Below are 25958 nucleotides of genomic sequence, written 5' to 3' on the forward strand. Positions count from 1 at the left end.
CAGCAGGAACCGCAGCGAGTGTGCGGACTCGCCGCCGTAGAGGTCCCCGTCGGGCAACCCGCCCGGGCGGGGTCGACCCATCTCATCGGAGGCAATCCAGATGTCCGACCCGCAGACTGTTTCCGTCCCCGGCCGGATCATGGCGGCGGAGATGGCCGAGCAGCCGGCCGTCCTCCGGCGCATCCTCGACGAGGGTGCCCCGAAGATCCGCGAGATCGCGGCCGGGATCGCCGCCCGCAGCCCCCGCTTCGTCCTGCTGACCGCGCGCGGCACCTCCGACAACGCCGCGCTCTACGCCAAGTACCTGATCGAGATCCTGCTCGGCAAGCCGGCCGGCCTGACCTCGATGTCCACCACCACGGCGTACGGGGCCCAGCCGGACCTCACCGACGTCCTGGTGATCACCGTCAGCCAGTCCGGCGGCTCGCCGGACCTGGTCGCCTCCACCAAGGCCGCCCGCGAGGCCGGGGCGATCACCCTGGCCGTCACCAACAACCCCGACTCCCCGCTCGCCGAGGTGTCCGAGTTCCACATCGACGTGCTGGCCGGGCCGGAGAAGGCGCTGCCGGCCACCAAGACCTACACCGCCGAGCTGCTGGCGCTCTACCTCCTGGTCGAGGGCCTGCGCGGCGGGGACGGCTCGGCGGCCGAGGTGCTGCCGGGCCTGGCCGCCGGGGTGCTGGCCCGCCAGGCGGAGGTGAAGGCGCTGGCCGAGCGCTACCGCTTCGCCCAGCGCCTGGTCATCACCTCGCGCGGCTACGGCTACCCGACCGCCCGCGAGGCGGCGCTCAAGCTGATGGAGACCACGTACATCCCGGCCACCCCGTTCTCCGGCGCCGACCTGCTGCACGGGCCGCTGGCCATGGTGGACAACGTCTCCCCGGTGATCGCGATCGTCCCGGACGGCAAGGGCGGCGAGGCCCTCCAGCCGGTGCTGGACCGTCTGCGGGGCCGCGGCGCGGACCTCGTGGTGATCGGCCAGCAGGCGCAGGTGGACGCCGCCTCGGCGGGCTTCGCGCTGCCCGCCGGCGTGCCCGAGGAGGTCCAGCCGATCCTGGAGATCCTGCCGCTCCAGCAGCTCGCCTACGAGGTCACCATCGCTCGCGGCCAGGACCCGGACGCCCCGCGCGCCCTGGCCAAGGTCACCGAGACGCACTGATACTCGCCCGCTCGCCTCCGGGCGGGGGCGCCCGCCGGAACGGAACCGGCCCCCGTCCACAGGCTGTGGACGGGGGCCGGTTCACTGAGCGGCGGAAACGGGTCCGGAATGCACTACGGGCCACGGCGCCGACACGGGACCCTCAACCCATGCGGCACCGCAGCCCGGAGCTGTCGTCGGGCACCGGTGTCGATCGAGGACTGTGCGGGGTCCTCGTTCGCCGGCGTCCGACCGAGGAGAAGCCGCGCGCGGTCAGGGCAGTTGCGCGGGGGGCCTCTCCTTGGTGCCCTTTCATTGTGGACTAGACCAATCTGCGTTGTCCAGGCCGCTCGGTGAATTGGTCTAAACAACTCCGGACAGTCATCCGGCGCCAGCGGACAGTCCGCCGAGCCCCCCGCCGGGCCTCGGCGCTACGCTCGCCATGTGCCCTCGCTGAACGAACTCGTCCGCCGCCACACCACCCTGACCGGGGCCGACGTGGAATGGCTCCACATGCTGGTCTCGGAGTGGCAGCTGCTCTCCGACCTCTCCTTCGCCGACCTGGTGCTGTGGATCCCCACCTGGGACGGCATCCGCTACGTCTCGGTGGCACAGATGCGGCCCAACACCGGGCCGACCTCCTACCAGGACGACATGGTCGGCCACCTCGTCCCGCGCGGGCGCCGCCCGCTGCTGGACGCCGCCTTCGACGAGGGGCGGATCGTGCGCGAGGGCGATCCGGAGTGGCGCGAGGAGGTCCCGGTCCGGGTCGAGTCGATCCCGGTCCGGCGCGAGGGCAAGGTGCTCGGGGTGATCGCCCGCAACACCAACCTGCTGACCGTGCGCACCCCCAGCCGGCTGGAGCTCACCTACCTCCAGAGCGCCTCCGACCTGGCCCAGATGATCGCGGCCGGCAGCTTCCCGTTCCCCGGCGTCGAGCAGGCCGACATGGACGCCGCGCCCCGGGTCGGCGACGGCCTGATCCGCCTGGACGCGGACGGCATCGTCACCTACGCCAGCCCCAACGCGCTCTCCGCCTACCACCGGCTGGGCCTCACCACCGACCTGGTCGGCAGCCACCTCGGCCGGGCCACCGCCGACCTCGTCCCGCCCTCCCGCTCGGCCGTCCACGAGGCCCTGGTGAAGCTGGCCAGCGGCTGGGCGCCCCGGCAGACCGAGGTGGAGGTGCAGGGGGGAGTGGTGACCCTGCGCGCGATCCCGCTCAAGCCGAAGGGGACGCTGACCGGCTCCCTGGTGCTCTGTCGGGACGTCACCGAGCTGCGCCGCCGCGACCGCGAGCTGATGACCAAGGACGCCACCATCCGGGAGATCCACCACCGGGTGAAGAACAACCTGCAGACGGTCGCCGCCCTGCTGCGGTTGCAGTCCCGCCGGATGGAGTCCGAGTCGGCCCGGGCCGCGCTGGACGAGGCGGTGCGCCGGGTCGGCTCGATCGCGATCGTGCACGAGACGCTCTCCCAGGCGCTGGACGAGCAGGTGGCCTTCGACGAGATCGCCGACCGGGTGCTGGCGATGGCGATGGAGCTGTCCCAGGACGGCCGGGTGGCGACCCGCCGCAGCGGAAGCTTCGGCATCCTCTCCGCCGAGGTGGCCACCCCGCTGTCGATGGTGTTGACCGAGCTGCTGCAGAACGCCCTGGAGCACGCCTTCGGCCCGACCGCCTCCGGGAACCTGGAGGTCAGCGCGCTGCGCGGGCGGGCCCCGGCGACCGGCATGGGCTGGTCGGACAGCTGGAACGGCGGTGCCAAGCCGGAGGAGTACCTGCTGATCACCGTGCAGGACGACGGGCGCGGCATGCCGGAGGGCTTCGACCCGAAGACGGCCGGCAACCTCGGGCTGCAGATCGTCCGGACGCTGGCCACCGGTGAGCTGGGCGGGACCTTCGACATGGTGGCCGGCCCGAACGGCGGCACCAAGGTCATCCTGGAGATCCCGGTGCGTTGATGCGTCGGGTTGCGCGGCGGGGGCGTGCGTGCGGCGGAAGCGCCGGGTGCGCGCTTCACGCGCCCGGCGTGCAAAGGCGGGGCACGGCCGGGTCGGGCGCCGGGCCGGAAACAGAAACGAGGCCCTGTCGACCGGGGGGGGGTGGGTCGACAGGGCCTCTCAACCCGTTCCGGCCGTCGGGGGGAGTCGGCCGGAACGGGGGCTCTAGGTGGTGCGACACCTCACATGTGCGTTGCACACGGTGAGCGCCTCAGCTCCACAATATTGCTCTAAGTGAACAGTATCAAGTGGCTGGACGGTTCGGTGTCGCGGGACCTCGCGTGGCAAGGCCCTTGGTGCGGAAGGCTTCACCAGGAGGTGCAGGGAAGCCTTTGATCATGTGTTGATCGGTTGTTGATCGGTACTACGGTTACTGCTGGTGCTACGGCGTGTGACCAGATGCTGCTGATCAGGCGGTGCGGGCGCGGTTGCGGGCGGCACGGCGCTTCATCGCGCGACGCTCGTCCTCGCTCATGCCGCCCCAGACGCCGGCGTCCTGGCCGGTCTCGAGGGCCCACTGGAGACACTGCTCCATCACCGGACAGCGGCGGCACACGGCCTTGGCTTCCTCGATCTGCAGCAGAGCAGGACCGGTGTTCCCGATCGGGAAGAACAGCTCCGGGTCCTCTTCGCGGCAGACAGCGCGGTGGCGCCAGTCCATGGTCGTCCAACTCCTCCTGCCGCGGGGGGTGGCCCGATCGGCATAATCGAATGGCTTGTGAATGTGAACGCTTTCACGAATCCCACAACAGCAAAAGAGACCAAAGGCCCATCGGGCCCGGGTGGTCTGTGCTGGGGGGGATTCGGCGATTCGAGGGACACCCCGCGGTCGGCGCTCCTGTGGTTCCGGAGTTGCCGTCGCTGCGATGTGTCCCGATCGCCATGTAGAGGTTCGCAAACCTCGGGCTCGGATACAACCCCCTTCGGGGAGGAATTTTTGATTCTTCGGTGTCGCCTAGCTCACAGCCAGTACTTCTATGGAGTGAAGGGGGCTTGTGCGTTCGAGAAGAAGGGCGAAGCCCCCTTCCGGTCACACAATCACACGCAGTGCCCGCCGAACGCCTGTGAAACTGACGCGACTCCGGTCTCCAAGATGGTCCCCGTCGACCTGGAACGGCACAGGTTCCTGGGAAACCAAGGTGAAGTGTCTGACGTCGTGATAGGAGACGACGTGCTTTCCGGACGGGCCGGCCGGCGGGGCGCCGTCGCTCGAAGGCGCGTACGACCGCAGGATCTGACGGATCGTTCGAGCAGTACCGAACGCCGTCATCCGGGTGATGCCGAAGACGTCCAGATCCGTGTCGAAGGAGGCGAGGGGCGAGGGGTAGACCGGACGGCTGCCGAGGAACGTCCACGGCGAGGTGTTGCTGACTATCGTCAGCGCCAGGCCCGGAACGGCCTCGCGGCCCGGTATTTCCAAGGCCACCGGGCCCGAGCGGCGCTGCTCACGCTGGGTGAAGTAGTGCCGGAGGGCCTGCCCGACGTACAGGGCGTGGGTGGACTTGCGCCCGGCCCTGCGCTGCTCCTCGACCCGGCCCACCACGCCGGCGTCGAAGCCGAGGCCGGCGGTGAAGGTGAACCAGCGGTCCGGCAGCCCCTCGGTCATCGCCTTGCCCAGGCCGATCGGCCGCTCGTGCCCCTGCTCCAGTGCGTTCAGCAGGGCGCCGGTGGCCTCCACCGGGTCGTTGGGCAGGCCCAGTGCGCGGGCGAAGACATTGGTCGAACCGCCCGGCACCACGGCCAGTCGCGGGACCTTCTCGCCCGGGCCGTGCGCCAGCAGCCCGTTCACCACCTCGTTGACGGTGCCGTCCCCGCCCAGCGCCACCACCAGGTCGACCGTGCCGTCCTGGGCGGCGTCCCGGGCCAGGTCGTGCGCGTGCCCCCGGTACTGGGTCTCGGCGACGTCCAGCTTGAGGTCGCTGCGCAGCGCGTGGATCAGTACGTCCCTGGTCCGGCCACTGGTGGTGGTGGCCTTGTGGTTCACGACCAGGAGAGCGCGCATGGGGAAAGCCTACGGGGCCGTACGGACCGACCGGCGGCTACCCTGCTGGAGTGACCGCAGAATCCTCCGCACCCGTACCCGCCCGCCCGGTCCCGCTCACCCTGGGCGCCGCCATCACCGCCCTGGAGGGCGCGGCGCTCGCCGTCGTCGGCGTCTCGGACATGGTGTCCGCACTGTCCGGCCAGGCCAAGCAGCTGGCCCTGAACGAGTTCGGCGGCCTGGTCATCGTGCTGCTCGGGGTGCTGCCGATACTGGCCGCCCGCGCGCTGCTCAAGGAGCGCCGCTGGGGCCGCAGCCCCGCCGTGCTGACCAACTCGATCTGCCTGCCGGTGGCTTACTACATGGTCCAGAGCGGCGGCGCGATGATCGCGGTCGGTGCGCTGGTCGGCCTGCTCGGCCTGGTGGGCATCGGTGCGCTGCTGAACCCGAGGTCGACGGCGGCCCTGTACGCGCAGCAGGAGGGCTGAGCGCCCCCACCGCCCCGAACACGAACGGACGGCCGCCGCAGCACCCGCTGCGGCGGCCGTCCGTTCGTGCCGGTCCTGCTACTCCTCGACGAGGAGCTTCTCCCGCAGCTGGGCCAAGGTCCGGGCCAGCAGGCGGGACACGTGCATCTGGGAGATCCCCACCTCGGCGGCGATCTGCGACTGGGTCATGTTCCGGAAGAACCGCAGCACCAGGATCTTCTGCTCCCGGGGCGGCAGTTGGGCCAGCAGGGGCTTGAGCGACTCGCGGTACTCGACGCCCTCCAGTGCCTCGTCGGTGGCGCCCAGGGTGTCCGCCACGGCCGGCGACTCGTCGTCGCTGTCCGGGACGTCCAGGGACAGCGTGGAGTACGCGTTGGCGGACTCCAGGCCCTCCAGCACGTCCTCCTCGGAGATGCCCAGGTGCTCGGCCAGCTCGTGCACCGTGGGGGAGCGGCCGTGCCGCTGGGAGAGCTCGCTGGTCGCCGTGGTGAGCGACAGCCGCAGCTCCTGGAGGCGGCGCGGGACGCGCACCGCCCACCCCTTGTCGCGGAAGTGCCGCTTGATCTCGCCGACGATGGTCGGCGTCGCGTAGGTGGAGAACTCGACCCCGCGCTCGTGGTCGAAGCGGTCCACCGACTTGATCAGTCCGATGGTGGCGACCTGGGTCAGGTCGTCCAGCGGCTCACCCCGGTTGCGGAACCGCCGGGCCAGGTGTTCGACCAGCGGGATGTGCATCCGGACCAGCTGGTTGCGCAGCTCCACGCGCTCCGGGGAGCCCTCGGGCAGCGCGGCCAGCCGGACGAACAGCGCGCGGGCGGCCTCCCGGTCCGGTGCGCCGGTGCGGTGCGAGCCCTGGGCGGGCACGGCGCCGTGCAGGTCCGCGCCCTCCGCCGCCGGTTCCGGCGGGGGAGTGGAGGCGGGCGTCGGCTCAGACGTCGGCTCGGTCGGGTGGCTCATCCGGTGGGCGTCCTTCGGGTGCGCTTCGTCGTTGGCGGCGAGGCCGGAAACGCTCGCCTGGGTCGGTACGGCAGGTCCCGCCGTCGCGAGGCCGGTACGGTCCAGATCACTCACGGCCATTCCCCCGTTCCGTTCCGGGAGCACCGGGGCCGTCGGCCCCGGCATCGTCTCGTTGGTCGTACCGCCGGTGGGCGGTACCGGGAGCCGCCCACCGGCCCCGGGTGGGGTGCGGCGGACGGCCCTTGCAGGGTGCTGCTGCTCGGTGCCCGGTCAGTGGGCGGCGGACCCGCCGCGCTTCTTGTGCAGGCTGATCGTCACGGTGTTGTCCTCGGCGACCGAGGAGTCCACCTCGCCGGCCAGCGCGGAGAGCACCGTCCACGCGAAGGTGTCGCGTTCGGGCGCCTTGCCGTCCGTGGTCGGAGCGGAGACCGTCACCTTGAGCGAGTCGCCGACCAGCCGGAACTCGCAGGACAGGACGGAGCCGGGCACCGCCTGCTGGAGCAGGATGGCGCAGGCCTCGTCCACCGCGATCCGCAGGTCCTCGATCTCGTCGAGGGTGAAGTCCAGCCGGGCGGCAAGCCCGGCCGTCGCTGTTCGCAGCACGGAGAGGTAGGCCCCTGCCGCGGGCAGCCGGACCTCCACGAAGTCCTGAACTCCGAGATCGCTGTCGATCTGGGACACCCTTGCCTCCTGGGTGACGCGCTGTGCTTGCTTGGTACCCCCGAGGGGGCGTCCTCCGCACCCGGTGCGGGAGTTACTCATGGTAAGGCATTGCGACGCAGGGTGGCAGGGGCTTTGCCCCTACTCCGTGCGTGGGTTCAACGCTTCCCGGCGGCCGTGAGTGCCTCATCGGTGAGCCGGTAGACCGTCCACCCGTTCATCGGCACCGCGCCGAGCGAGCGGTAGAAGTCGATCGAGGGCTGGTTCCAGTCCAGCACCGACCATTCGACCCGGGCGTAGCCGCGCTCGACGGCGATCCTCGCCAGCTCCAGCAGGAGCGCCTTGCCGTGGCCGCCGCCGCGGGCCTGCGGGCGGACGTAGAGGTCCTCCAGGTAGATCCCGTGGGTGCCGCGCCAGGTCGAGAAGTTGAGGAACCAGAGCGCGAAGCCGACCGGTTCGCCGGTGGCCGGGTCCTCCGCGATCAGGCCGAACAGCGCCGGGGCGGCGCCGAACAGCGCCTCGCGCAGCTGCTCCTCCGTGGCCACCGCCTCCTGGGGGGCCTTCTCGTACTCCGCGAGCTCACGGATCATGGCCAGGACGACGGGAACGTCGGTGACGACGGCGGTGCGGATCATGCCGCGAGCCTACTGCGCGGGCCCCGCCCGGGCCCAGGGCCGGAGCGGGGTCCGATCGTCGGTCGCGCCGGTCAGCGGGCCGGGACGGTGCGCAGGAACCCGGCCAGGGTGCTGATCGCGGCCGGGTTGCGCGGGCTCTCGACCAGGTCGACGTAGTCCATGACGAAGATCCGGTCGTTCCTGATCGCGGCGACGTTTGCCAGCGGCGGGAAGGACTTGAGGAACGTCCGCTTCTCCTCGGCGCCCGGGGTCGCGTAGTTGTTGATCACGATCACCTCGGGGTCGCGCTGCACCACGCTCTCCCAGCCGGCGGTGACCCAGGTGTCCGCGAGGTCGCCCATGACGTTGGTCCCGCCGGCCTTCGCGATGATCTCGTTCGCGGCGGCGAACTTCCCGGCGGTGTACGGCTTGTCCTGCCCGCTGTCGTACAGGAAGACGGACGGGCGGCGCTCCGGCTGCGGCACGGCGGCGATGGTGGCCCTGGACTCGGCGATCAGCTTGTCCGCGCGGTCCTCGACGTCGAAGATCGCGCCCAGGTTGGCCAGGTCGGTGTAGAGCGCCTCCAGCGGGTCCATCACCCCGCGCTCGGAGCCCTTGCCGCTGCGGCAGGACTCGCTGAGCACGTAGGAGTCCACGCCGAGCGCCTTGAACGCCTGCGGGGTGACCCCGGTGCCCTCGTCGAAGCCGTAGTGCCAGCCGGCGAACACCAGGTCGGCCTTGGCGTCCAGGGCGATCTCCTTGGTGAGCACCTTCTTGGAGAGCCAGTCGGTCTGCCGGTAGCCGTCCTTCCAGGCCACCTTGTCGACCTGCCCCTTGTCGTCGGGCATCACGTAGCCGGCCATCCGGTCGGCGAGGCCGAGGGAGAGCATCAGTTCGGTGATGTTGACGTCGTTGGTCACCACCCGGGCGGGCTTCTGCGCGAAGGTGAGCCGCTCGCCGCAGTTCGTCACGGTCACCGGGTAGTGGCCGGAGGCGGTGGCGGCGCCGGGGCGGGGGGCGATCTCGGCGCCGCAGGCGGTCAGCCCGAGGGTGAGCAGGGCGGTGGCGGCAACGGCCTTGGTGCGCATACGGGTTCCTTCGGATCGGAACGGTCCCGGGGATTCGCGGGGGGTCAGGCGAGACGGTCGAACAGCAGCTGGAGGGCGCCGGTCCCGGGGTGGCGGACGGGGGTGGCCCGGACGCCGAACACCTCGGCCAGCAGTTCGGGGCGGAGCACCTCGTGGGGCTCGCCGGCGGCGACGATCCGGCCGGCCTCCAGCACGTACAGCCGGTCGCAGTGGCCCGCCGCCAGGTTGAGGTCGTGCAGGGCGGTGAGCACCGTCGGCCCGGCCTCGCTGGCGAGTGCCAGCACCTCCAACTGGTGGGCGATGTCGAGGTGGTTGGTGGGCTCGTCCAGCACCAGCAGGCGCGGTTCCTGGACGAGCGCGCGGGCGATCAGCACCCGCTGCTTCTCGCCGCCGGACAGGCTCGGGAAGGCGCGTTCGGCGAGGTGGTCGGCCCGGACCCGGCGCAGCGCGGCGGCGCAGCGCTCCCGGTCCCCGGCGGTCGGGCCGGCGGCGAGGCCTCGCCGGTGCGGCAGCCGGCCCATGGCGACCACCTCGGCCACCGTGAACTCGAACTCGGCGGGGTGCTCCTGGGTCAGCGCGGCCACCCGGCGGGCGGTGTCGCGGGCGGTGAGCGCGTGCAGGTCGTCGCCGCCCAGCCTGACGGTCCCGCCGGCCGGGCGCAGCACCCGGTAGACGCAGCGCAGCAGGGTCGACTTGCCGCTGCCGTTCGGGCCGATCAGTCCGATCACCTGCCCGGCGGCGGCCGTCAGGCTCACCTCGTGGACCAGCCGGGCGCCGGCCAGTTCCACCGAGACGCCGTCGACCCGCAGGTCCTCCGCGCCGGTCGAAGGGGTCGGGCCCGTCATCGCCGGCCTCCGAAGGCCTGGCCGCGGCGGCGCATCATCAGCAGGAAGGCGGGCACCCCGAGCACCGCGGTGAACACCCCGACGGGCAGTTCGGCGGGCGCCAGCAGGGTGCGGGAGGCGATGTCCACCCAGACCAGCAGCAGCGCCCCGGCGAGCGGCGCGATCGCCAGCACCCGGCGGTGCCCGGCGCCGACCAGCATCCGGGCCAGGTGCGGCATCAGCAGTCCGACGAAGCCGATCGCCCCGCTGACGGCGACCACGGTGCCGGTGACGGCGGCGGTGACCACGAACAGTTCCCGGCGCAGCCGGTCGGGGTCGACGCCGAGCGAGGCGGAGGTCTCGTCGCCCATCGCGAGCGCGTCCAACCGTCCGGCGGCGCAGGCCAGGTAGGCCAGTCCGGCCAGGACGGTGGCGGCCGCGATCGGCACCGAGCCCCAGGTGGCGCCGCCGAGGCTGCCGAGCAGCCACATCATGGCGTCCCGGGCGGCCTCGGCGTGGTCGGCGGAGAAGACCATCAGGGTGGTCAGGGCGGAGAAGCCGTAGGAGAGCGCGGTGCCGGTGAGCACCAGCCGCAGCGGGGTGAGCCCGTACGCGGTGCGGGCGGCGAGGTAGACCAGCACCATGGCGAGCAGCGCGGAGCCGAACGCGGAGACCGAGATCGCCCACACCCCGAGCGAGGCGAAGGCGCCGAGCAGCAGGACGGCGTTGGCGCCGACGGCGGCGCCGGAGGAGATGCCCAGGACGAAGGGGTCGGCGAGGGCGTTGCGCACCAGGGCCTGGACGGCGACCCCGGTGGCGGCGAGCCCGCCGCCGACCACGGCGGCCAGCAGGGTGCGCGGCAGCCGCAGCTCCCAGACGATCGCGTACGCCGCCGCGTCGCTCGCGTCCAGCCGTCCGCCGGTCAGCCCGGCGCCCAACAGTCGCAGGACGTCCGGGAGTTCGATTCCGGAGGCGCCGAGCGCGACGCCGCAGACCAGGGAGAGCAGCAGGGCGGCGGCGAGGCCGAGGGCGAGCGGGAGGGTCGGTATTCGGCGGACGGGGTCACTCACGGGCGGGCGCGCCTTGCCTCGGGCCGCGGGTGTGCCGGGGCGGGCGCCGGCCGGGGCCGGGCCCGGGCGCCTTCCCCTCGCAGTCCACGGCGAGTTGTCGGGAGTCCAGCGGCCGGGGGCGATCGGGCTGGCCCGGCCCCGGGACCGCGGGCCGTGCTCACCGTTGCGGGTCAGCGCCGGATTCTCACCGGACTTCCCCCTCGGACGCCCTGGCAGCATAACAGCCACTCAGGGTAGGCAACCCTTACCGGGGTCCGTTCCCGGGGCGGGGGCACGGGAACGCACGACCGCCCCCGTCCGACGGTGCGGACGGGGGCGGCCGGGTGGCGACGCGTCAGGCTCAGGCCTGCTTGGTCTCCCAGAAGATCTTGTCGACCTCCGCGATCAGGTCCAGCAGGGCCTGGCCGGTGGCCGGGTCGGTGGACGCCTTGGCGGCCGAGGCGGCCTTCAGGGTGTCGTTGATCAGCTGGTGCAGCTGCGGGTACTTCTCGAAGTGCGGGGCCTTGAAGTAGTCGCTCCACAGCACCGAGATGTGGTGCTTGACGGCCTCGGCGCGCTGCTCCTTGATGATGATGGCGCGGGCGCGGAAGTGCGGGTCCTCGTTGGCCTGGTACTTCTCCTGGGTGGCCTTGACCGACTCGGCCTCCAGCTTGGCCTGGGCGGGGTCGTAGACACCGCACGGCAGGTCGCAGTGGGCGTGAGCAGTGGCACGCGGTGCAAACAGACGAGAGAACATGGGAGTCCTTCCTTAGATCGTCTTCCCGCGCCCGAGATTACCCTTCCGGCCTCCGGGTTTCGCGGCCGGGCGGTGGGCCTAGGGCGAAAGACGGACCCGGAACCGGGGTAATCCGGACATCGAACGGATGACGGTCCGTACGGCAGACTGGGGCGGTCGGTCCGGGAGGAGGAGCCATGGCGCGGAGCGCGGAGCCGCAGGGCGGCGGGCAGGGCGGCGCGGTGCCGTTCGGGCTGGTCGACGTGACGGGCCCGTCGATGGTCCCGACCCTGCGCGAGGGCGACCGGCTGCTGGTCCGCTACGGGGCGCCGATCCGGCCCGGCGCGGTGGTGCTGTTCCGGCACCCGTTCCAGCAGGACCTGCTGGTGGTGAAGCGGGCCGCCGAGCGCCGCCCGAAGGGCTGGTGGCTGCTGTCCGACAACCGTCCGGTGGACAGCGACAGCCGCAGCTACGGCCCGGTCCCGGACGAGCTGGTGCTCGGCCGGGTGCTGCTGCGGCTGCGGCCGAGCCCCGCCTGGCTGGCGCCGGGCCGCGGGCTGGAGCGGCTGCTGCTCGGCCCCCGGCTGGCCCGGGTGCCGGGCCTGGCCCGGCGGTTCGGGGTCTTCGTCGACGAGCTCTGAGCCCCGGCCGGCTACTGCCCGGTGCCCAGCGCGGCCTCGGCCTCCAGCCGCTTGCGGGCCCGGTACGCGGCGACGTTGGCGCGGGTCGCGCAGCGGTCGGAGCAGTAGCGGCGGGAGCGGTTGGTCGAGGTGTCCAGGTAGGCGTTGCGGCACGGCGCGGCCTGGCAGATGCCGAGCCGGTCGGCGCCCAGTTCGGTGAGGTGCACGGCCAGGCCCATGCAGGCGACGGCGCTGAAGTGCGCGGTGGCGGTGGGCGAGTTGTCGGCCAGGTGCAGGTGCCAGCGCGGCCGGCCGGCGTCGTCCAGGTAGTCGTGCCCGGAGACCAGCGGGCTGACGGGGTACTCCATCAGCAGGCTGTTCAGCAGGTCGACGGACCGGATCTCGTCCCCCTCGGCGGCGGCCTCGAACACTCCGCGCAGCCTGGTCCGCACCGCCCGCAGCCGGGGCACGTCGGACTCGTCGGCCAGCGCGGCGGCGCGGGAGGAGTCGGAGAAGAGGGCGCGCACGGCGTCCACCGAGGTCAGCGTGTCGGTGCCGCGCTCGGGTTCCTCGGTGTTCACCAGCCGAACGGCGAGGTCGGCGTACGAGGCGAGCTCCACGGCGGTCCTTCCAGTGGTTGCGTAACGGGCCCGGATGGTTCCGGTAACGGGCTGGGCGCTTCCAGCCTATTACCCGGCTGGGGAAAACGTCGGCGCCCGGCAGGAAGTCGTCTGCCGGGCGCCGACCGTACGGGCTCAGAGGACCTTGGAGAGGAAGGCCCTGGTGCGCTCGTGCTGGGGGTTGGTGAGCACCTCGCGGGGGTTGCCGGACTCGACCACCACACCGCCGTCCATGAACACCAGGGCGTCGCCGACCTCGCGGGCGAAGCCCATCTCGTGGGTCACGACCACCATCGTCATGCCCTCCTCGGCCAGGCCGCGCATGACGTCCAGGACGTCGCCGACCAGCTCCGGGTCGAGCGCCGAGGTGGGCTCGTCGAAGAGCATCAGCTTGGGCTTCATGGCCAGCGCGCGGGCGATCGCCACGCGCTGCTGCTGGCCGCCGGACAGCTGCGAGGGGTAGTTCTTCGCCTTGTCGGCGAGGCCGACCCGCTCCAGCAGGGCCATCGCGCGCTCCCGGGCCTCGGCCCTGCTCTCGCGCTTGACCTGGACCGGCGCCTCGATGACGTTCTCCATCGCGGTCATGTGCGGGAACAGGTTGAAGCGCTGGAAGACCATGCCGATGTCGCGCCGCTTGACGGCGACCTCGCGGTCCTTGAGCTCGTGGAGCTTGTCGCCCTTCTGCCGGTAGCCGACCAGTTCGCCGTCCACCCAGAGGCGGCCGCCGTTGATCTTCTCCAGGTGGTTGATGCACCGCAGGAAGGTCGACTTGCCGGAGCCGGACGGGCCGATGAGGCAGAACACCTCGCCCTGCTTGACCTCCAGGTCGATGCCCTTGAGCACCTCGACCATTCCGTAGGACTTGTGCACGTTCTCGGCCCGGACCATCGGCTCACCGGTGGACGCGGAGTCGGTGGGGGTCTTGCTCAGATCGGTCATACGTGACCACCTCCCTCGAGCCCCGGGACGACGTCGGCGGTGGTCTTCGGGGCGGGCTTCCCGGCGAACAGGCCCCGCAGTCGCTGCAGCGGGGTGGGCGGGAGGGTGCGGTTGGAACCTCGGGCGTAGTGGCGCTCGATGTAGTACTGGCCGATGGTCAGCACCGAGGTGAAGAACAGGTACCAGAGGCTGACCACGATCAGCAGCGGGATGTTCTGGTAGTTCCGGGAGTAGATGACCTGGCCGGCCCGGAAGATCTCCTCCAGGGAGATCACGGAGACCAGCGAGGTGGTCTTGAGCATCGAGATGGTCTCGTTGCCGGTCGGCGGGATGATCACCCGCATGGCCTGCGGCAGGACGATCCGCCGCATGGTCTGGAACCGGCTCATCCCGAGCGCGTGGGCGGCCTCGGTCTGGCCCTCGTCGACCGACTGGATGCCGCCGCGGACGATCTCCGCCATGTAGGCGGCCTCGTTGAGGCCGAGGCCCAGCAGGGCGGCGACGAAGGTCGGGATCAGGACGTTGGTCTCGCCGGACCAGAACTCCGGTCCCCACGGTACGCCGATCGACAGCTTGGCCCAGATCAGGCCGAGGAAGTTCCAGAACACCAGCTGCACCAGGACCGGGGTGCCGCGGAAGATCCAGATGTAGACCCAGGCGGTGCCGGCCAGCAGCGGGTTCGGGGAGAGCCGCATCACCGCGAGGATGATGCCGCCGACCACACCCATGAGCATGGAGAGGGCGGTCAGCTCCAGTGTCACGAGCAGCCCGTGCATGATGCTGTCGTGGAACAGGTACTGCCCGACGATGTCCCACTTGAAAGCGGGGTTGGTGAAGAGGGCGCTCAGCAGCATCGCCGCGAGCAGGGCGATGACGACGGCACCCGCCCAGCGTCCGGGGTGGCGGACCGGGACGGCCTTGATGGTCTCAGGCCGTCCCTTCGGCGCCGTCCCCTTGTCCAGAGAGTTCACGGTGTGGCCTCGGGGGAGAGATGAAGCGTACGAGGGGTCAGCTGGTGGCGCCGTTGACGACGGACTTGTCGAGGGCACCGGCCTCGACGCCCCACTTGGTGAGGATCTGCTTGTAGGTGCCGTCGTCGATCAGCGACTGGACGGCGCCCTGGATCGCCGGGGTGAGCTTGGAGCCCTTGGCGAGGGCGACGCCGTAGGGGGCCACGCCGTAGGTGTCGCCGAGCTTCTCCAGCTGCCCGCCGGACTGCTTGATCGCGTAGTCGACGACCTGGGAGTCGGCCATCATCGCGTCGTCGCGGCCGGAGACCACGGCGTTGGTGACGTCCGTCTGGAGGTCGAACTTGTCGCCCTCGTTCTGGATGCCCGGCTTGCCGGCCTTGGCGCAGTCCGGGTTGCGGGTGTCCTTGATCTCGTCGGCCTGGGTGGTGCCGGTCTGGACGGCGACCTTCTTGCCGCAGAGGTCCTTCGGGTCGACCTTGCCCGGGTTGCCCTTCTTGACCGCGATGGCGCTGCCCGAGTTGAAGTAGGTCACCATGTCGACGACCTGCTCGCGCTCCTTGTTGTCCGTGAAGGACGACATGCCGAGCTGGAACTTGTTCGACTGGATGCCGGGGATGATCGCGGTGAAGCCGGAGTCCTGGACCTCGGCCTTGAGGCCGAGCTTGGCGGCGATCGCGTTGGCGAGGTCGACGTCCATGCCGATGACCTTGCCGCTGTCGTCCTTGAACTCGTCCGGCGCGTACGAGGCGTCCGCGCCGACCAGGAGCTTCCCGGCCGACTTGACGTCGGCGGGGACGAGGGCGGCCAGCTTGTCGTCGGCCTTGACCGTGTTCACGGTCGCGGAGGCGTTGGGGGCGCCGCTGCCGTCGCTGCTCTTGCTGCTGCTACAGCCGGTCAGTGCCAGGGACACGGACACGGCAGCCACGCCGGCCGCGAAGAGGCGGGTGCGCTGGGTACGGACGGTCATGAGGGGGATCTCCTCCTGGGGAGAGAAATCGGGCGGAGCGCGCCGCGGGAGCGGCGCACCGGGGCAGCTGGCCGTACGGAGCCGTACGGGTGGTCACTCGCTGTACGTCGTCGTACGTGCGTTGCCGGGTGGTGCAGTTGCCTGGGCGCAGGTGGCCGCCCAGGGTGGTGCGGGTACTGCTTCCGCCACCCTCCGCCGAGGTGGACGTCGACCTGAACCGCCTCGACCGGTGGTCGGCTCGATCCGAGATGGGGGGAATCCTGCCATCTGATGACGGTCAGGTGGCCCTCATCCAGATCAAAATCGGATAACGAGGGCTCGTGCTGTCCGCTATTCGGACGGATCGCGTGCCCCTGTCACCCTGCGTATAAGTATGCAGATCCGGCAGTGGTGTTCCCGGACGCCCCGCCGCTGCCCCGCGGCCCCGCCCGTTCCCCGCTCCCGCCCCGCCGCCCCGGGCGGGTCAGATGCCCCCGTTGACCACCGCGTTCTGCGCCGCGCCCGCGCTCACGTTCCACTTGGCGAGGATCTTGTCGTACTCGTCGCTGCGGATCAGCTGGTCCACCGCCTTGGCCACGGTGTCGCGCAGCTCGGTGTCCTCCTTGCGGACCGCGATGCCGTACGGGTTGGAGGTCGACTGGGCCCCGGTCACCTCGAAGCGGCCCCCGCCGTCCGTGGTCTTCGCCGCGTAGGCGGCCACCGGGAAGTCGTTCAGCCCGGCCGCGGCGGTGCCGGCGGCGACCTCGGCCAGCGCCTTGGCGTCGGTGTCGAAGCGGTGCACGGTCAGCTGCTTGCCGGCGCGCGAGCAGACGGCGACCTGCCGGGTGGCGATCTCGTCCTGGGTGGTGCCCTGCTGGAAGGCGATCGTCCGGCCGCACAGGTCGTCCAGGGTCCGGATGCCCTTGGGGTTGCCCTTCGGGACGACGATCGAGGTCCCGGCGATGAAGTAGTCGACGAAGTCGACGCCCGGGTTGACCTGCTTGCCGTCGGCGTCCAGGCCCTCGCGGCGCGCACGGACGTCGCTGAGCGCGGACATCGCCACGTCGAACTGCTTGCCCTGGAGGTTCGGTATCAGCTTGTCGAAGGGGGTGTCCACGAACTCGACCCGCACGTCGAGGATCCGGCCGAGGGCGGTGGCGAGCTCCGGGTCGAGGCCGGCCGGCTTGCCGTCCGAGCCGCGGAACTCCACCGGCGCGTAGTTGACGTCCATGCCGACGCGCAGCACCCCGGCGGAGCGCTGCGCCTTCGGCAGCTTGCTGCGGACGTCCTTGACCGGGTCGCTCGCGGCGGCCTGCCCGTCACCGCCGCAACCGGTGAGCAGCAGGGCGCCGGCGGCGGCCAGGGCGGCCGCGGCGAAGGCCGGGCGACGGGCGGGAGGGCGGAGAGGCATGAGGGTGCTCCTGAGGGCGGAACCGGGGTCGCCGCGGTGTCGCGCGGGTGTACGCGGAACGGCGGACAAGCGATCCTGCCATCCCGCCCTGCCGGGCCCGGCAGCGGGTGTGTCAGAATTCGGTACCGGGTGACCCCCGAACGCTCGAACCAGACCGACGAGCCCCGACAGGCTCGGGGTGCCCAGGACCGGAAGTCATCACGTGGCTCCGTATCCGGGGCACCGATCCCCTGCGGATCTGCGTTCACACTTGCGGGTGCGCGTGCCTCAGCGCCGTTGCCGCCGCCGGAGCCCGGCACTTCCGACACCGGGCCCCAGCCGACGCGACAGCACGGCGATGAACTGCGCGTGACGAGGACGAAAAGGCATAGGTGCGATGCCTCCGTCCGACCTACGCTCGGCCCGGTAGCACAAGCGGACAACACAAGACCCCATAAAAACCCTCATCCGAGGGCGCCACCCGACGGCAGCGCCCCCGCCCCGACCCCGGGTCCGCTCAGGCGTACCCGGTTTCCGGCTTACGGCCGGGGCGCCCAGTCCGTCGGCCGCGCACCTCGCCGGAAACAATGACGAAGAGGTCATCGTGGCAGCGGAGATCATCAGCAGCACCCAGGACACCGTCGATCCGGTCGACGCCGTTTTCGCGCTCCACCGCGGCGGCAAGATGGAGATCCGGGCGACCGTGCCGGTGCGCGACGCGGACGACCTGTCCCTCGCCTACACCCCCGGTGTCGCCCGGGTCTGCACGGCCATCGCCGAGCAGCCGGAGCTGGTCAACGACTACACCTGGAAGTCCAACACCGTCGCGGTGGTCACCGACGGCACCGCCGTGCTGGGCCTGGGCGACATCGGCCCGGAGGCCTCGCTCCCCGTGATGGAGGGCAAGGCCATCCTGTTCAAGCAGTTCGGCGGGGTGGACGCGGTGCCGATCGCGCTCGCCTGCACCGAGGTGGACGAGATCGTCGAGACGGTGGTCCGGCTGGCCCCGTCCTTCGGCGGCGTCAACCTGGAGGACATCTCCGCCCCCCGCTGCTTCGAGATCGAGCGCCGGCTCCAGGACGCCCTGGACATCCCGGTCTTCCACGACGACCAGCACGGCACCGCGATCGTCACCACCGCCGCCCTGTGGAACGCCGCCAAGGTGACCGGCCGGGAGATCGGCGCGCTGCGGGCCGTGATCTCCGGCGCCGGCGCGGCCGGCATCGCCATCGCCAAGATGCTGCTGGCCGCGGGCATCGGCGACGTCTCCGTCTGCGACCGCAAGGGCGTGGTGTACCGGGGCCGCGAGGACCTGACCGACGTCAAGGCCGAGATCGCCGAGCTGACCAACCGTTCGGAGCTCAAGGGCTCGCTGGCCGACGCGCTGGCCGGCGCCGACGTGTTCATCGGCGTCTCCGGCGGCACCGTGCCGGAGGAGGTCGTGGCGACCATGGCCGAGGGCGCGTTCATCTTCGCGATGGCCAACCCCAACCCGGAGATCCACCCCGAGGTGGCGCACAAGTACGCGGCGGTCGTCGCCACCGGGCGCAGCGACTTCCCGAACCAGATCAACAACGTGCTGGCCTTCCCGGGCATCTTCGCGGGCGCCCTCCAGGTGCGGGCCTCCCGGATCACCGAGGGCATGAAGCTGGCCGCCGCCAAGGCGCTGGCCGCCGTGGTGGCCGACGAGCTGACCCCGCAGAAGGTCATCCCCTCGCCGTTCGACGAGCGGGTCGCCCCGGCCGTCACCAAGGCCGTGGCCGAGGCCGCCCGTGCCGAGGGCGTGGCCCGGATCTGACGCGGTGCCGGGGGAGCGCGCCGGCCACGACGGCCGCTCCCCCCGCCCTGCCCTCCCCCTCCCCCCGAACCGAAGGGGCGCGCCGGTGCCGAAAGGGAGAGCGCGAGGGAGCGACGCAGGAGCGAGGGAGCGCCGACCGTCGGCACCGGGTCGGAGCGCCCCGGAGGCGAGCGGGGGAGCGACAGCCGGGACACGCGTCACACCCACGTGTGGTTCCCGGCCCCGGCCGTCCCGGCTAGTGTCCGGGGCATGTTTGCTGCCTATGCCGCCCGTATCGACGCCGACGACCCGCTCAGCGGGCTGGAGTTGGGCGAACTCCCCGAGCCGCAGGCCCGTCCCGGGTGGAGCGTGGTCACGGTCCGGGCCGCCAGTCTCAACCACCACGACCTGTGGTCCCTGCGCGGCGTCGGCCTGCCCGCCGAGAAGCTGCCGATGATCCTCGGCTGCGACGCCGCGGGCGTCGACGAGGACGGCAACGAGGTGGTCGTCCACTCGGTGATCGGCCAGTCCGGTCACGGGGTGGGCCCGACGGAGCCCCGGTCCATCCTGACCGAGCGTTACCAGGGCACCTTCGCCCAGCGGGTGGCCGTGCCCACCTGGAACCTGCTGCCCAAGCCGGCCGAGCTGAGCTTCGAGGAGGCCGCCTGCCTGCCCACGGCCTGGCTGACGGCGTACCGGATGCTGTTCACCAACGCCGGGGTCAAGCCCGGTGACACGGTGCTGGTGCAGGGGGCCGGCGGCGGGGTGGCGACCGCGCTGATCGTGCTCGGCAAGGCGGCCGGCCTGCGGGTGTGGGTCACCGGCCGGGACGAGGCCAAGCGCGAGCGGGCGGTCGGGCTCGGCGCGGACGCGGCCTTCGAGAGCGGCGCCCGGCTGCCCGCCCGGGTGGACGCGGTGATGGAGACGGTCGGCGCCGCGACCTGGTCGCACTCGGTGAAGTCGCTGCGCCCGGGCGGCACCGTCGTCATCTCGGGTGCCACCTCCGGCCCCAGCCCGAAGGCCGCCGAGCTGAACCGGATCTTCTTCCTGGAGCTCAAGGTGGTCGGTTCGACCATGGGCACCAAGGAGGAGCTGGCCGGGCTGCTGTCCCTGTGCGCCACCACCGGGGTCCGTCCGGTGATCGACTCGGTGCTGCCGCTGGCCGAGGCCCGGGACGGCTTCGCCCGGCTCGCCAAGGGTGACGTCTTCGGCAAGATCGTGCTCAACCCCTGACGCGCGGCGGCCCGGCACCCCCGACCAGGGGGCGCCGGGCCCGCGCGGGCGGCCGGGTCAGCCGAGCAGCCGCTTCAACCGTTCGCCGGCGGTGCCCAGCACCGAGCGGGCCTCGGCCAGCGCGTCGGCGCTCACCCCGCCGTCCCGGGCCGCGTCGCGGACCTGGTCGCGGAAGCGGTCGAGCAGCCGCTCCAGTTCGCGGGCGGGGTCGCCGTCCGGATCGGTGCGCGCCCACGGCGGCAGGTCGGCGGTGGCGGTCGGTCCGTCCTGGCTCCTGCCCGAGTCCTCGTTCGAGCCCTTGTCCAGGTCGATCCGGGTGACGGTGACCCGCTCGGAGGACCCGGCGCCCTCGGCCGTCCCGGCGCCCTCGCCGGCCTCGCCGGTCGGGTGGCCCCAGCGGGCCGCGTCGGCCAGCCCGGCCAGGCCCTTGGTCAGCTCGGACAGGCCCTCGGCCAGCCCGGTCGGCCAGTCGCCCTTGGCGGCGTGCTCGCGCACCTGCTGCTCGACCCGGCGCTTGATCCGCAGCGCCTCCTGCTGGGCGGCGGTGCGGGAGGCCTTGGCCTGCTCGCGCAGCCGGCGGGCCTCCTCCTCGGCGGCCTTCGCCTTGGCCTTGGCGGCCCGCTCCTGCTCCCGGGCGCGCTTGGCCTGCTCCTTGGCCTGCCGCTTGAACTGGGCGAACTCCTCCTTGGCGCGCTGCCAGGAGTCGTTGTCGCCCCAGGGCCCGGCCCACGGGTCGCCGCCGGTCTCGGTGCGGTCCGGCCGGGGAGCCTGCTTGGCGGCCTGCCAGAGCTCCTCGCGCAGGTCCTTGGCGCTGTCCCGGACGTCCTCCCGGATCGCCCCGGCGAGCTGCGCCACCGAGTCGTGGATCTCCAGCTCCAGCTCGTCCAACTCGACCTGCCGGGCTTCGAGTTCGGCGCGCCCGGCGTCGGTCAGCTGGTAGACCTTGCGGCCGCCCTCGGTGCTGTGGCTGACCAGGCCCTCCTGCTCCAGCTTCGCCAGCCGCGGGTAGACCGTGCCGGCGGACGGCGCGTACAGGCCCTGGAAGCGCTCCTCCAGCAGGCGGATCACCTCGTAGCCGTGCCGCGGGGCTTCGTCCAGCAGCTTGAGCAGGTAGAGCCGGAGCCGGCCGTGGCCGAAGACGGGGCTCATCTCAGGCCTCCTTGGTGAGGTCGGGGCCGGTGGGCGCGTCGGAGGCGGGGCCGGCCGGGAGCTCCCGGACCACCACGGGGGCGTCGTCCTCCGACTCGGGGCGGCGCAGGACGGTGACGGCGCCGGAGACGGTGGTGACGTTGAGGCTGCCGCGGCCCTCGCCGATCTGGCCGGTGATCTTCTTGGCGCCCCAGGTGCTGCTCATCGTGAGCTCGTCGAAGGTGCTGGAGACGTCGCCGCTGGTGGAGCCGGCCTCGACGGTGGCGTCGGCCAGCGAGGGGATCCGGACCACGACCGGGCCGCTGACGGTGTTGACCTTGACGTCGGTCTCGCCGGCCACGTCGAGGTCCAGGGTGACGGCGCCGGTGACGGTGTTGGCCTGGACCCGGTCGGCGGTGCCGGCGATCACGGTGAGCTGACCGGAGACGGTGTTGACCTTGAGCTGGCCGCCGACCGCCTGGGCGTCCACGTCGCCGGTGACGGTGCTCGCGTCGATCCGGCCGGTGACCCCGGCCAGGGTGGTGTCGCCGCTGGCGCTCTGCACCGAGACGTGGCCGTCGATGCCGCTCACGGTGGCGTGGGCCGACACGGTGCCGACCTTGACCTCGGTGCCGGCCGGCACAGTCAGGGTGACGCCGACCGAGCGCTTGCGCTTGAAGGAGTCGAAGAAGCTGCGGACCGAGCCGACCGACTTGATCCAGGTGCCGAACTCGCCCCAGCTGTTGATGTCCTTGTAGGTGACGGTCAGGACGCCGTCGACCAGCGTCAGGTGCAGCGGGTCGCCGGTGAGGTCGGTGACCTCCAGGCGGGCCGGGCCCTCGGCCGCGACCACGTTCACCGTGCCGTCGATGACGCGCACGTGCAGCGCGCGGACGGCGTCCTCGAACGTGGTCCTGCCCGGCTCCTCGATCGTCCACTGGCTCATCTCTGCCGCCTCCCGTAGCGGATCGCGATGTATCGCGTTCTCTTCCAAAGACGATATATCGCGTGCCGGGAAAAGCAAGCGGTTCCACCCCTGAACCCGGCCCGGAAGCATCCCGGAGCCGTCCCCTACGGGAGACGTGCGAGGGCCCGGAAGGCGGTGTGCCTCCCGGGCCCTCGCACGAGCGGCCGCCGGGGCTCACTCGTCGTCGTCCTCGTCGTCGAGCCGGGCCAGCCAGGTGGCCAGCCGCTCGACCGGGATCTCGAAGTCCGGGTTGAGGTCGACGAACTCGCGCAGGCGCTCGGCGAGCCACTCGAAGGTGACCTCCTCCTCGCCGCGCCGGCTCGCCAGCTCCTCGATGCCTCGGTCGGTGAAGTACACGGTCAGGTCCTCTCTCTCGAATCACGCCGGGCGTCGGTGGTACTGCGGAGCCTGCGCGCGTCAGAGCGCGAAGATCTCCTCGAGCAGCGCCTGCTGCTCGGCCGCGTGCCGCTTGGCGGAGCCGACCGCCGGCGACGAGGCCGCGGTGCGGGCCACCCGGCGCAGGCGGGCGTCGCCGCCGCTGCGGCCGATGACGACCTGGAGGTGGTCGACCAGGTTCATCGCGATGAACGGCCAGGCACCCTGGTTGGCCGGCTCCTCCTGCGCCCAGACGAACTGGACGTTGTCGCCGTAGCGGGCCAGCTCCTCCTGGAGCTCGGCCACCGGCAGCGGGTAGAGCCGCTCGACCCGGACGATCGCGGTGTCGGTGACCCCGCGCTCGGCGCGGGCGGCCGCCACGTCGTAGTAGAACTTGCCGGCGGTGATGACCACCTTGCGGACCTGCGCCGGGTCGACGGTGGTGTCGCCGATGACCGGGCGGAACGAGCCGGACAGGAACTCCTCGGTCGCACTCGCCGCGGCCTTGAGACGCAGCATCGACTTCGGGGTGAAGACGACCAGCGGCTTGTGGTGCGGGTTGTGCGCCTGCCAGCGCAGCAGGTGGAAGTAGTTCGACGGCAGGGTGGGCATCGCGACCGTCATGTTGTCCTGCGCGCACATCTGCAGGAAACGCTCCGGGCGGGCGGACGAGTGGTCCGGTCCCTGGCCCTCGTAGCCGTGCGGCAGCAGCAGGGTGACGCCGGAGTGCTGGCCCCACTTCTGCTCGGCGGAGGCGATGTACTCGTCCACCATGGTCTGCGCGCCGTTGACGAAGTCGCCGAACTGCGCCTCCCACATGACCAGCGAGTTCGGGCGGGTCAGCGAGTAGCCGTACTCGAAGCCCATGGCCGCGTACTCCGACAGCAGGCTGTCGTAGACGGTGTAGCGGGCCTGGTCCTCGGTGAGGTACTGCAGCGGGGTGTAGTCCTCGCCGGTCTTGCGGTCGATCAGCACGGCGTGCCGCTGGCCGAAGGTGCCGCGGCGGCTGTCCTGGCCGGCCAGGCGGACCGGGTGGCCCTCCATGAGCAGCGAGCCGATGGCGAGGGTCTCGCCCATCGCCCAGTCGATGGTGTTGTCCTCGACCGAGGCGGCGCGGCGCTGCAGCTGCGGCAGCAGGCGCGGGTGGACGGTCAGCCAGTCCGGCAGGTTGACCTGCGAGGCGGCGATCCGCTTGACCATCTCCTGGGAGATGCCGGTCTGGATGTTGACCGGGAAGTCGGCCTGCGGCTTGCCGCCGGAGGTCGGGGCGGGCGCCTGGGCGGCGTCGCGGACCTCGGCGAAGACCTTCTCCAGCTGGCCCTGGAAGTCCTGGAGCGCCTGCTCCGCCTCTTCCATGGTGATGTCGCCGCGACCGATCAGGCCCTCGGTGTACAGCTTGCGCACCGAGCGCTTCTTGTCGATCAGGTCGTACATCAGCGGCTGGGTGAACGACGGGTTGTCGGCCTCGTTGTGACCGCGGCGGCGGTAGCAGATGAGGTCGATCACGACGTCCTTGTGGAACGCCTGGCGGAACTCGAAGGCGAGCCGCGCGACGCGGACCACGGCCTCCGGGTCGTCGCCGTTCACGTGGAAGATCGGGGCCTCGATCATGCGGGCCACGTCGGTGCAGTACATCGAGGAGCGCGAGGACGCCGGGGCGGCGGTGAAGCCGACCTGGTTGTTCACCACGACGTGCACGGTGCCGCCGGTGCGGTAGCCGCGCAGCTGCGACATGTTCAGGGTCTCCGCGACGACGCCCTGGCCGGCGAAGGCCGCGTCGCCGTGGATCTGGATCGGCAGCACCGGGAAGGTGGTGCCGCCCTGGTCCAGGATGTCCTGCTTGGCGCGGGCGATGCCCTCGACGACCGGGTCCACGGCCTCCAGGTGGGAGGGGTTCGCGGCGAGCGAGACCTTGATGGTCTCGCCGTCCAGGCCGGTGAAGGTGCCCTCGGCGCCCAGGTGGTACTTGACGTCGCCGGAGCCGTGCATCGACTTCGGGTCGAGGTTGCCCTCGAACTCGCCGAAGATCTTGCCGTACGGCTTGCCGACGATGTTGGCCAGCACGTTCAGGCGGCCGCGGTGGGCCATGCCGATGACGGCCTCGTCCAGGCGGTGCTCGGCGGCGGCGTCGATGGTCGCGTCCAGCATGGCGATCAGCGACTCACCGCCCTCCAGCGAGAAGCGCTTCTGGCCGACGTACTTGGTCTGCAGGAAGGTCTCGAAGGCCTCCGCCGAGTTCAGCCGGCGCAGGATCCGCAGCTGCTCCTCGCGCTCCGGCTTCGAGTACGGCTTCTCCAGGCGCTCCTGCAGCCACTTGCGCTGCTTCGGGTCCTGGATGTGCATGTACTCGATGCCGACGGTGCGGCAGTAGGTGTTGCGCAGCAGGCCGAGGATGTCGCGGAGCTTCATCATCTTCTGGCCGCCGAAGCCGCCGACCGCGAACTCGCGCTCCAGGTCCCACAGGGTGAGGCCGTGGGTGGTGACGTCGAGGTCGGGGTGCTTGCGCTGCTTGTACTCCAGCGGGTCGGTGTCGGCCATCAGGTGACCGCGGACCCGGTAGGAGTGGATCAGCTCCATGACGCGCGCGGTCTTGTTGACCTCGTCGTCGTGGGTGGTGGCGACGTCGGTGGCCCAGCGGACCGGCTCGTACGGGATCCGCAGCGACTCGAAGATCTCGTCGTAGAAGCCGTTCTCACCGAGCAGCAGGCGGTGGATCTCGCGCAGGAACTCGCCGGACGCCGCGCCCTGGATGACGCGGTGGTCGTAGGTCGAGGTCAGCGTCATGATCTTGGAGACGCCCAGGCGGGACAGGGTTTCCGGGGCGGAGCCCTGGAACTCGGCCGGGTACTCCATGGCGCCGACACCGACGATGGTGCCCTGGTTCTGCATCAGGCGCGGCACGGAGTGCACGGTGCCGATGCCGCCGGGGTTGGTCAGCGAGACCGTGACGCCGGTGAAGTCGTCCATGGTCAGCTTGTTGGCGCGGGCCCGGCGGACGATGTCCTCGTAGGCCTGCCAGAAGCCGAAGAAGTCGAGGGTCTCGGCCTTCTTGATGGCCGCGACGACGAGCTGGCGGTCGCCGTTCGGCTTGACCAGGTCGATCGCCAGGCCGAGGTTGACGTGCTCCGGCTTGACCAGGAAGGCCTTGCCGTCCTCCACCTTGTAGCTGTGGTTCATGCCCGGGGCGGCCTTGATGGCCTGGACCAGGGCGTAACCGATCAGGTGGGTGAAGGAGACCTTGCCACCGCGGGCGCGCTGCAGGTGGTTGTTGATGACGATGCGGTTGTCGATCAACAGCTTCGCCGGGACGGCGCGGACCGAGGTCGCGGTCGGCACCTCCAGCGAGGCGTCCATGTTGGTGGCGACGGCCTTGGCCGGGCCGCGCAGCTGGACCAGCTCGGGGCCGGCCGCGGCGGTGGCGGCGGGCGCGGCCGGAGCGGCGGCCTTGGGGGC

The 25958-nt window shown here is 71.5% G+C and carries 24 protein-coding genes and 1 riboswitch; of the genes, 6 read left to right on the forward strand and 18 right to left on the reverse strand.

Going from position 1 to position 25958, the window contains the following annotated elements; translation table 11 throughout:
- Positions 1 to 100 precede the first annotated feature (100 nt).
- Entirely contained in the window at positions 101 to 1159 is a 1059-nt protein-coding gene (locus tag ACFXOZ_RS17665) for an SIS domain-containing protein (RefSeq protein WP_375894033.1), read from the forward strand.
- A 423-nt stretch (positions 1160 to 1582) separates the two neighbouring features.
- Positions 1583 to 3103, forward strand: a complete 1521-nt coding sequence (locus ACFXOZ_RS17670; RefSeq protein WP_375894031.1) for a sensor histidine kinase — start codon at positions 1583 to 1585, stop codon at positions 3101 to 3103.
- A gap of 448 nt (positions 3104 to 3551) precedes the next feature.
- On the opposite strand, the gene ACFXOZ_RS17675 is transcribed toward ACFXOZ_RS17670, so the two are convergent.
- Both ACFXOZ_RS17675 and ACFXOZ_RS17680 read right to left on the reverse strand, forming a co-directional pair.
- The gene (locus ACFXOZ_RS17675) at positions 3552 to 3803 is read right to left on the reverse strand and encodes a WhiB family transcriptional regulator (RefSeq protein ID WP_014138019.1); all 252 of its coding nucleotides are present in this window, start codon (positions 3801 to 3803) and stop codon (positions 3552 to 3554) included.
- 369 nt (positions 3804 to 4172) lie between these two features.
- Positions 4173 to 5144 (reverse strand): diacylglycerol/lipid kinase family protein, encoded by a 972-nt coding sequence (locus tag ACFXOZ_RS17680; protein ID WP_375894028.1) that lies wholly within the window; start codon positions 5142 to 5144, stop codon positions 4173 to 4175.
- 50 nt (positions 5145 to 5194) lie between these two features.
- Between ACFXOZ_RS17680 and ACFXOZ_RS17685 the strand changes: the two genes are divergently transcribed.
- Positions 5195 to 5611: a hypothetical protein gene (locus ACFXOZ_RS17685; RefSeq protein WP_375894025.1), complete on the forward strand. Its 417-nt coding sequence runs from the start codon at positions 5195 to 5197 to the stop codon at positions 5609 to 5611.
- 78 nt (positions 5612 to 5689) lie between these two features.
- Here the strand turns inward: ACFXOZ_RS17685 and ACFXOZ_RS17690 are convergent, their stop codons facing one another.
- From ACFXOZ_RS17690 to sodN, 7 genes are all read right to left on the reverse strand, one after another.
- Positions 5690 to 6682: an RNA polymerase sigma factor SigF gene (locus ACFXOZ_RS17690; RefSeq protein ID WP_375896638.1), complete on the reverse strand. Its 993-nt coding sequence runs from the start codon at positions 6680 to 6682 to the stop codon at positions 5690 to 5692.
- 156 nt (positions 6683 to 6838) lie between these two features.
- A complete protein-coding gene (locus tag ACFXOZ_RS17695; RefSeq protein ID WP_360233452.1) occupies positions 6839 to 7249 on the reverse strand; it encodes an anti-sigma regulatory factor in 411 nt (136 codons plus the stop codon).
- A gap of 137 nt (positions 7250 to 7386) precedes the next feature.
- Positions 7387 to 7863 carry a GNAT family N-acetyltransferase gene (locus ACFXOZ_RS17700; RefSeq protein ID WP_375896636.1) on the reverse strand — a complete coding sequence of 159 codons (477 nt, stop codon included), beginning with the start codon at positions 7861 to 7863 and terminating at the stop codon, positions 7387 to 7389.
- 71 nt (positions 7864 to 7934) lie between these two features.
- The gene (locus ACFXOZ_RS17705) at positions 7935 to 8930 is read right to left on the reverse strand and encodes an ABC transporter substrate-binding protein (RefSeq protein ID WP_380591293.1); all 996 of its coding nucleotides are present in this window, start codon (positions 8928 to 8930) and stop codon (positions 7935 to 7937) included.
- A gap of 44 nt (positions 8931 to 8974) precedes the next feature.
- On the reverse strand, positions 8975 to 9775 hold the full coding sequence (locus ACFXOZ_RS17710) for an ABC transporter ATP-binding protein (RefSeq protein WP_380591296.1): 801 nt from the start codon (positions 9773 to 9775) through the stop codon (positions 8975 to 8977).
- Positions 9772 to 10824 (reverse strand): FecCD family ABC transporter permease, encoded by a 1053-nt coding sequence (locus tag ACFXOZ_RS17715; protein WP_380403862.1) that lies wholly within the window; start codon positions 10822 to 10824, stop codon positions 9772 to 9774. The genes ACFXOZ_RS17710 and ACFXOZ_RS17715 overlap by 4 nt, the downstream gene beginning before the upstream one ends.
- Before the next feature lie 95 nt (positions 10825 to 10919).
- Positions 10920 to 11065, reverse strand: a riboswitch (cobalamin riboswitch).
- Between the two features lie 99 nt (positions 11066 to 11164).
- On the reverse strand, positions 11165 to 11560 hold the full coding sequence (gene sodN / locus ACFXOZ_RS17720) for a superoxide dismutase, Ni (RefSeq protein ID WP_045699892.1): 396 nt from the start codon (positions 11558 to 11560) through the stop codon (positions 11165 to 11167).
- A gap of 176 nt (positions 11561 to 11736) precedes the next feature.
- On the opposite strand from sodN, the gene sodX reads away from it, so the two are divergent.
- A complete protein-coding gene (gene sodX, locus ACFXOZ_RS17725; RefSeq protein ID WP_380525131.1) occupies positions 11737 to 12180 on the forward strand; it encodes a nickel-type superoxide dismutase maturation protease in 444 nt (147 codons plus the stop codon).
- An 11-nt stretch (positions 12181 to 12191) separates the two neighbouring features.
- Here sodX and ACFXOZ_RS17730 read toward each other — a convergent pair whose 3' ends face one another.
- From ACFXOZ_RS17730 to ACFXOZ_RS17750, 5 genes are all read right to left on the reverse strand, one after another.
- Positions 12192 to 12779, reverse strand: coding sequence for a CGNR zinc finger domain-containing protein (locus tag ACFXOZ_RS17730; RefSeq protein WP_375896623.1), 588 nt, complete (start codon positions 12777 to 12779; stop codon positions 12192 to 12194).
- A gap of 135 nt (positions 12780 to 12914) precedes the next feature.
- A complete protein-coding gene (locus ACFXOZ_RS17735) occupies positions 12915 to 13718 on the reverse strand; it encodes an amino acid ABC transporter ATP-binding protein (RefSeq protein ID WP_375896620.1) in 804 nt (267 codons plus the stop codon).
- On the reverse strand, positions 13715 to 14689 hold the full coding sequence (locus ACFXOZ_RS17740; protein ID WP_380525130.1) for an amino acid ABC transporter permease: 975 nt from the start codon (positions 14687 to 14689) through the stop codon (positions 13715 to 13717). The genes ACFXOZ_RS17735 and ACFXOZ_RS17740 overlap by 4 nt, the downstream gene beginning before the upstream one ends.
- Positions 14690 to 14726: 37 nt before the next feature.
- Entirely contained in the window at positions 14727 to 15656 is a 930-nt protein-coding gene (locus ACFXOZ_RS17745) for an ABC transporter substrate-binding protein (protein WP_375896615.1), read from the reverse strand.
- Between the two features lie 463 nt (positions 15657 to 16119).
- Positions 16120 to 17046 (reverse strand): ABC transporter substrate-binding protein, encoded by a 927-nt coding sequence (locus ACFXOZ_RS17750; RefSeq protein WP_380591299.1) that lies wholly within the window; start codon positions 17044 to 17046, stop codon positions 16120 to 16122.
- Positions 17047 to 17629: 583 nt separating this feature from the next.
- On the opposite strand from ACFXOZ_RS17750, the gene ACFXOZ_RS17755 reads away from it, so the two are divergent.
- Entirely contained in the window at positions 17630 to 18823 is a 1194-nt protein-coding gene (locus tag ACFXOZ_RS17755) for an NADP-dependent malic enzyme (protein ID WP_375896610.1), read from the forward strand.
- Positions 18824 to 19072: 249 nt separating this feature from the next.
- Positions 19073 to 20035, forward strand: a complete 963-nt coding sequence (locus ACFXOZ_RS17760; protein WP_380591302.1) for a zinc-binding dehydrogenase — start codon at positions 19073 to 19075, stop codon at positions 20033 to 20035.
- Between the two features lie 57 nt (positions 20036 to 20092).
- Here ACFXOZ_RS17760 and ACFXOZ_RS17765 read toward each other — a convergent pair whose 3' ends face one another.
- The 4 genes from ACFXOZ_RS17765 to ACFXOZ_RS17780 all read right to left on the reverse strand — a co-directional run.
- Positions 20093 to 21184 (reverse strand): PadR family transcriptional regulator, encoded by a 1092-nt coding sequence (locus ACFXOZ_RS17765; RefSeq protein ID WP_380525128.1) that lies wholly within the window; start codon positions 21182 to 21184, stop codon positions 20093 to 20095.
- Between the two features lies 1 nt (position 21185).
- Positions 21186 to 22109, reverse strand: a complete 924-nt coding sequence (locus ACFXOZ_RS17770) for a DUF4097 domain-containing protein (RefSeq protein WP_375896602.1) — start codon at positions 22107 to 22109, stop codon at positions 21186 to 21188.
- 195 nt (positions 22110 to 22304) lie between these two features.
- Entirely contained in the window at positions 22305 to 22487 is a 183-nt protein-coding gene (locus ACFXOZ_RS17775) for a DUF6104 family protein (protein WP_375896601.1), read from the reverse strand.
- 60 nt (positions 22488 to 22547) lie between these two features.
- The coding region (locus ACFXOZ_RS17780) for a multifunctional oxoglutarate decarboxylase/oxoglutarate dehydrogenase thiamine pyrophosphate-binding subunit/dihydrolipoyllysine-residue succinyltransferase subunit (RefSeq protein ID WP_380591305.1) at positions 22548 to 25958 on the reverse strand (3411 nt) is incomplete at its 5' end.

It is taken from the genome of Kitasatospora sp. NPDC059160, assembly GCF_042755465.1.
In the GTDB taxonomy this organism is placed as follows: Bacteria; Actinomycetota; Actinomycetes; order Streptomycetales; family Streptomycetaceae; genus Kitasatospora.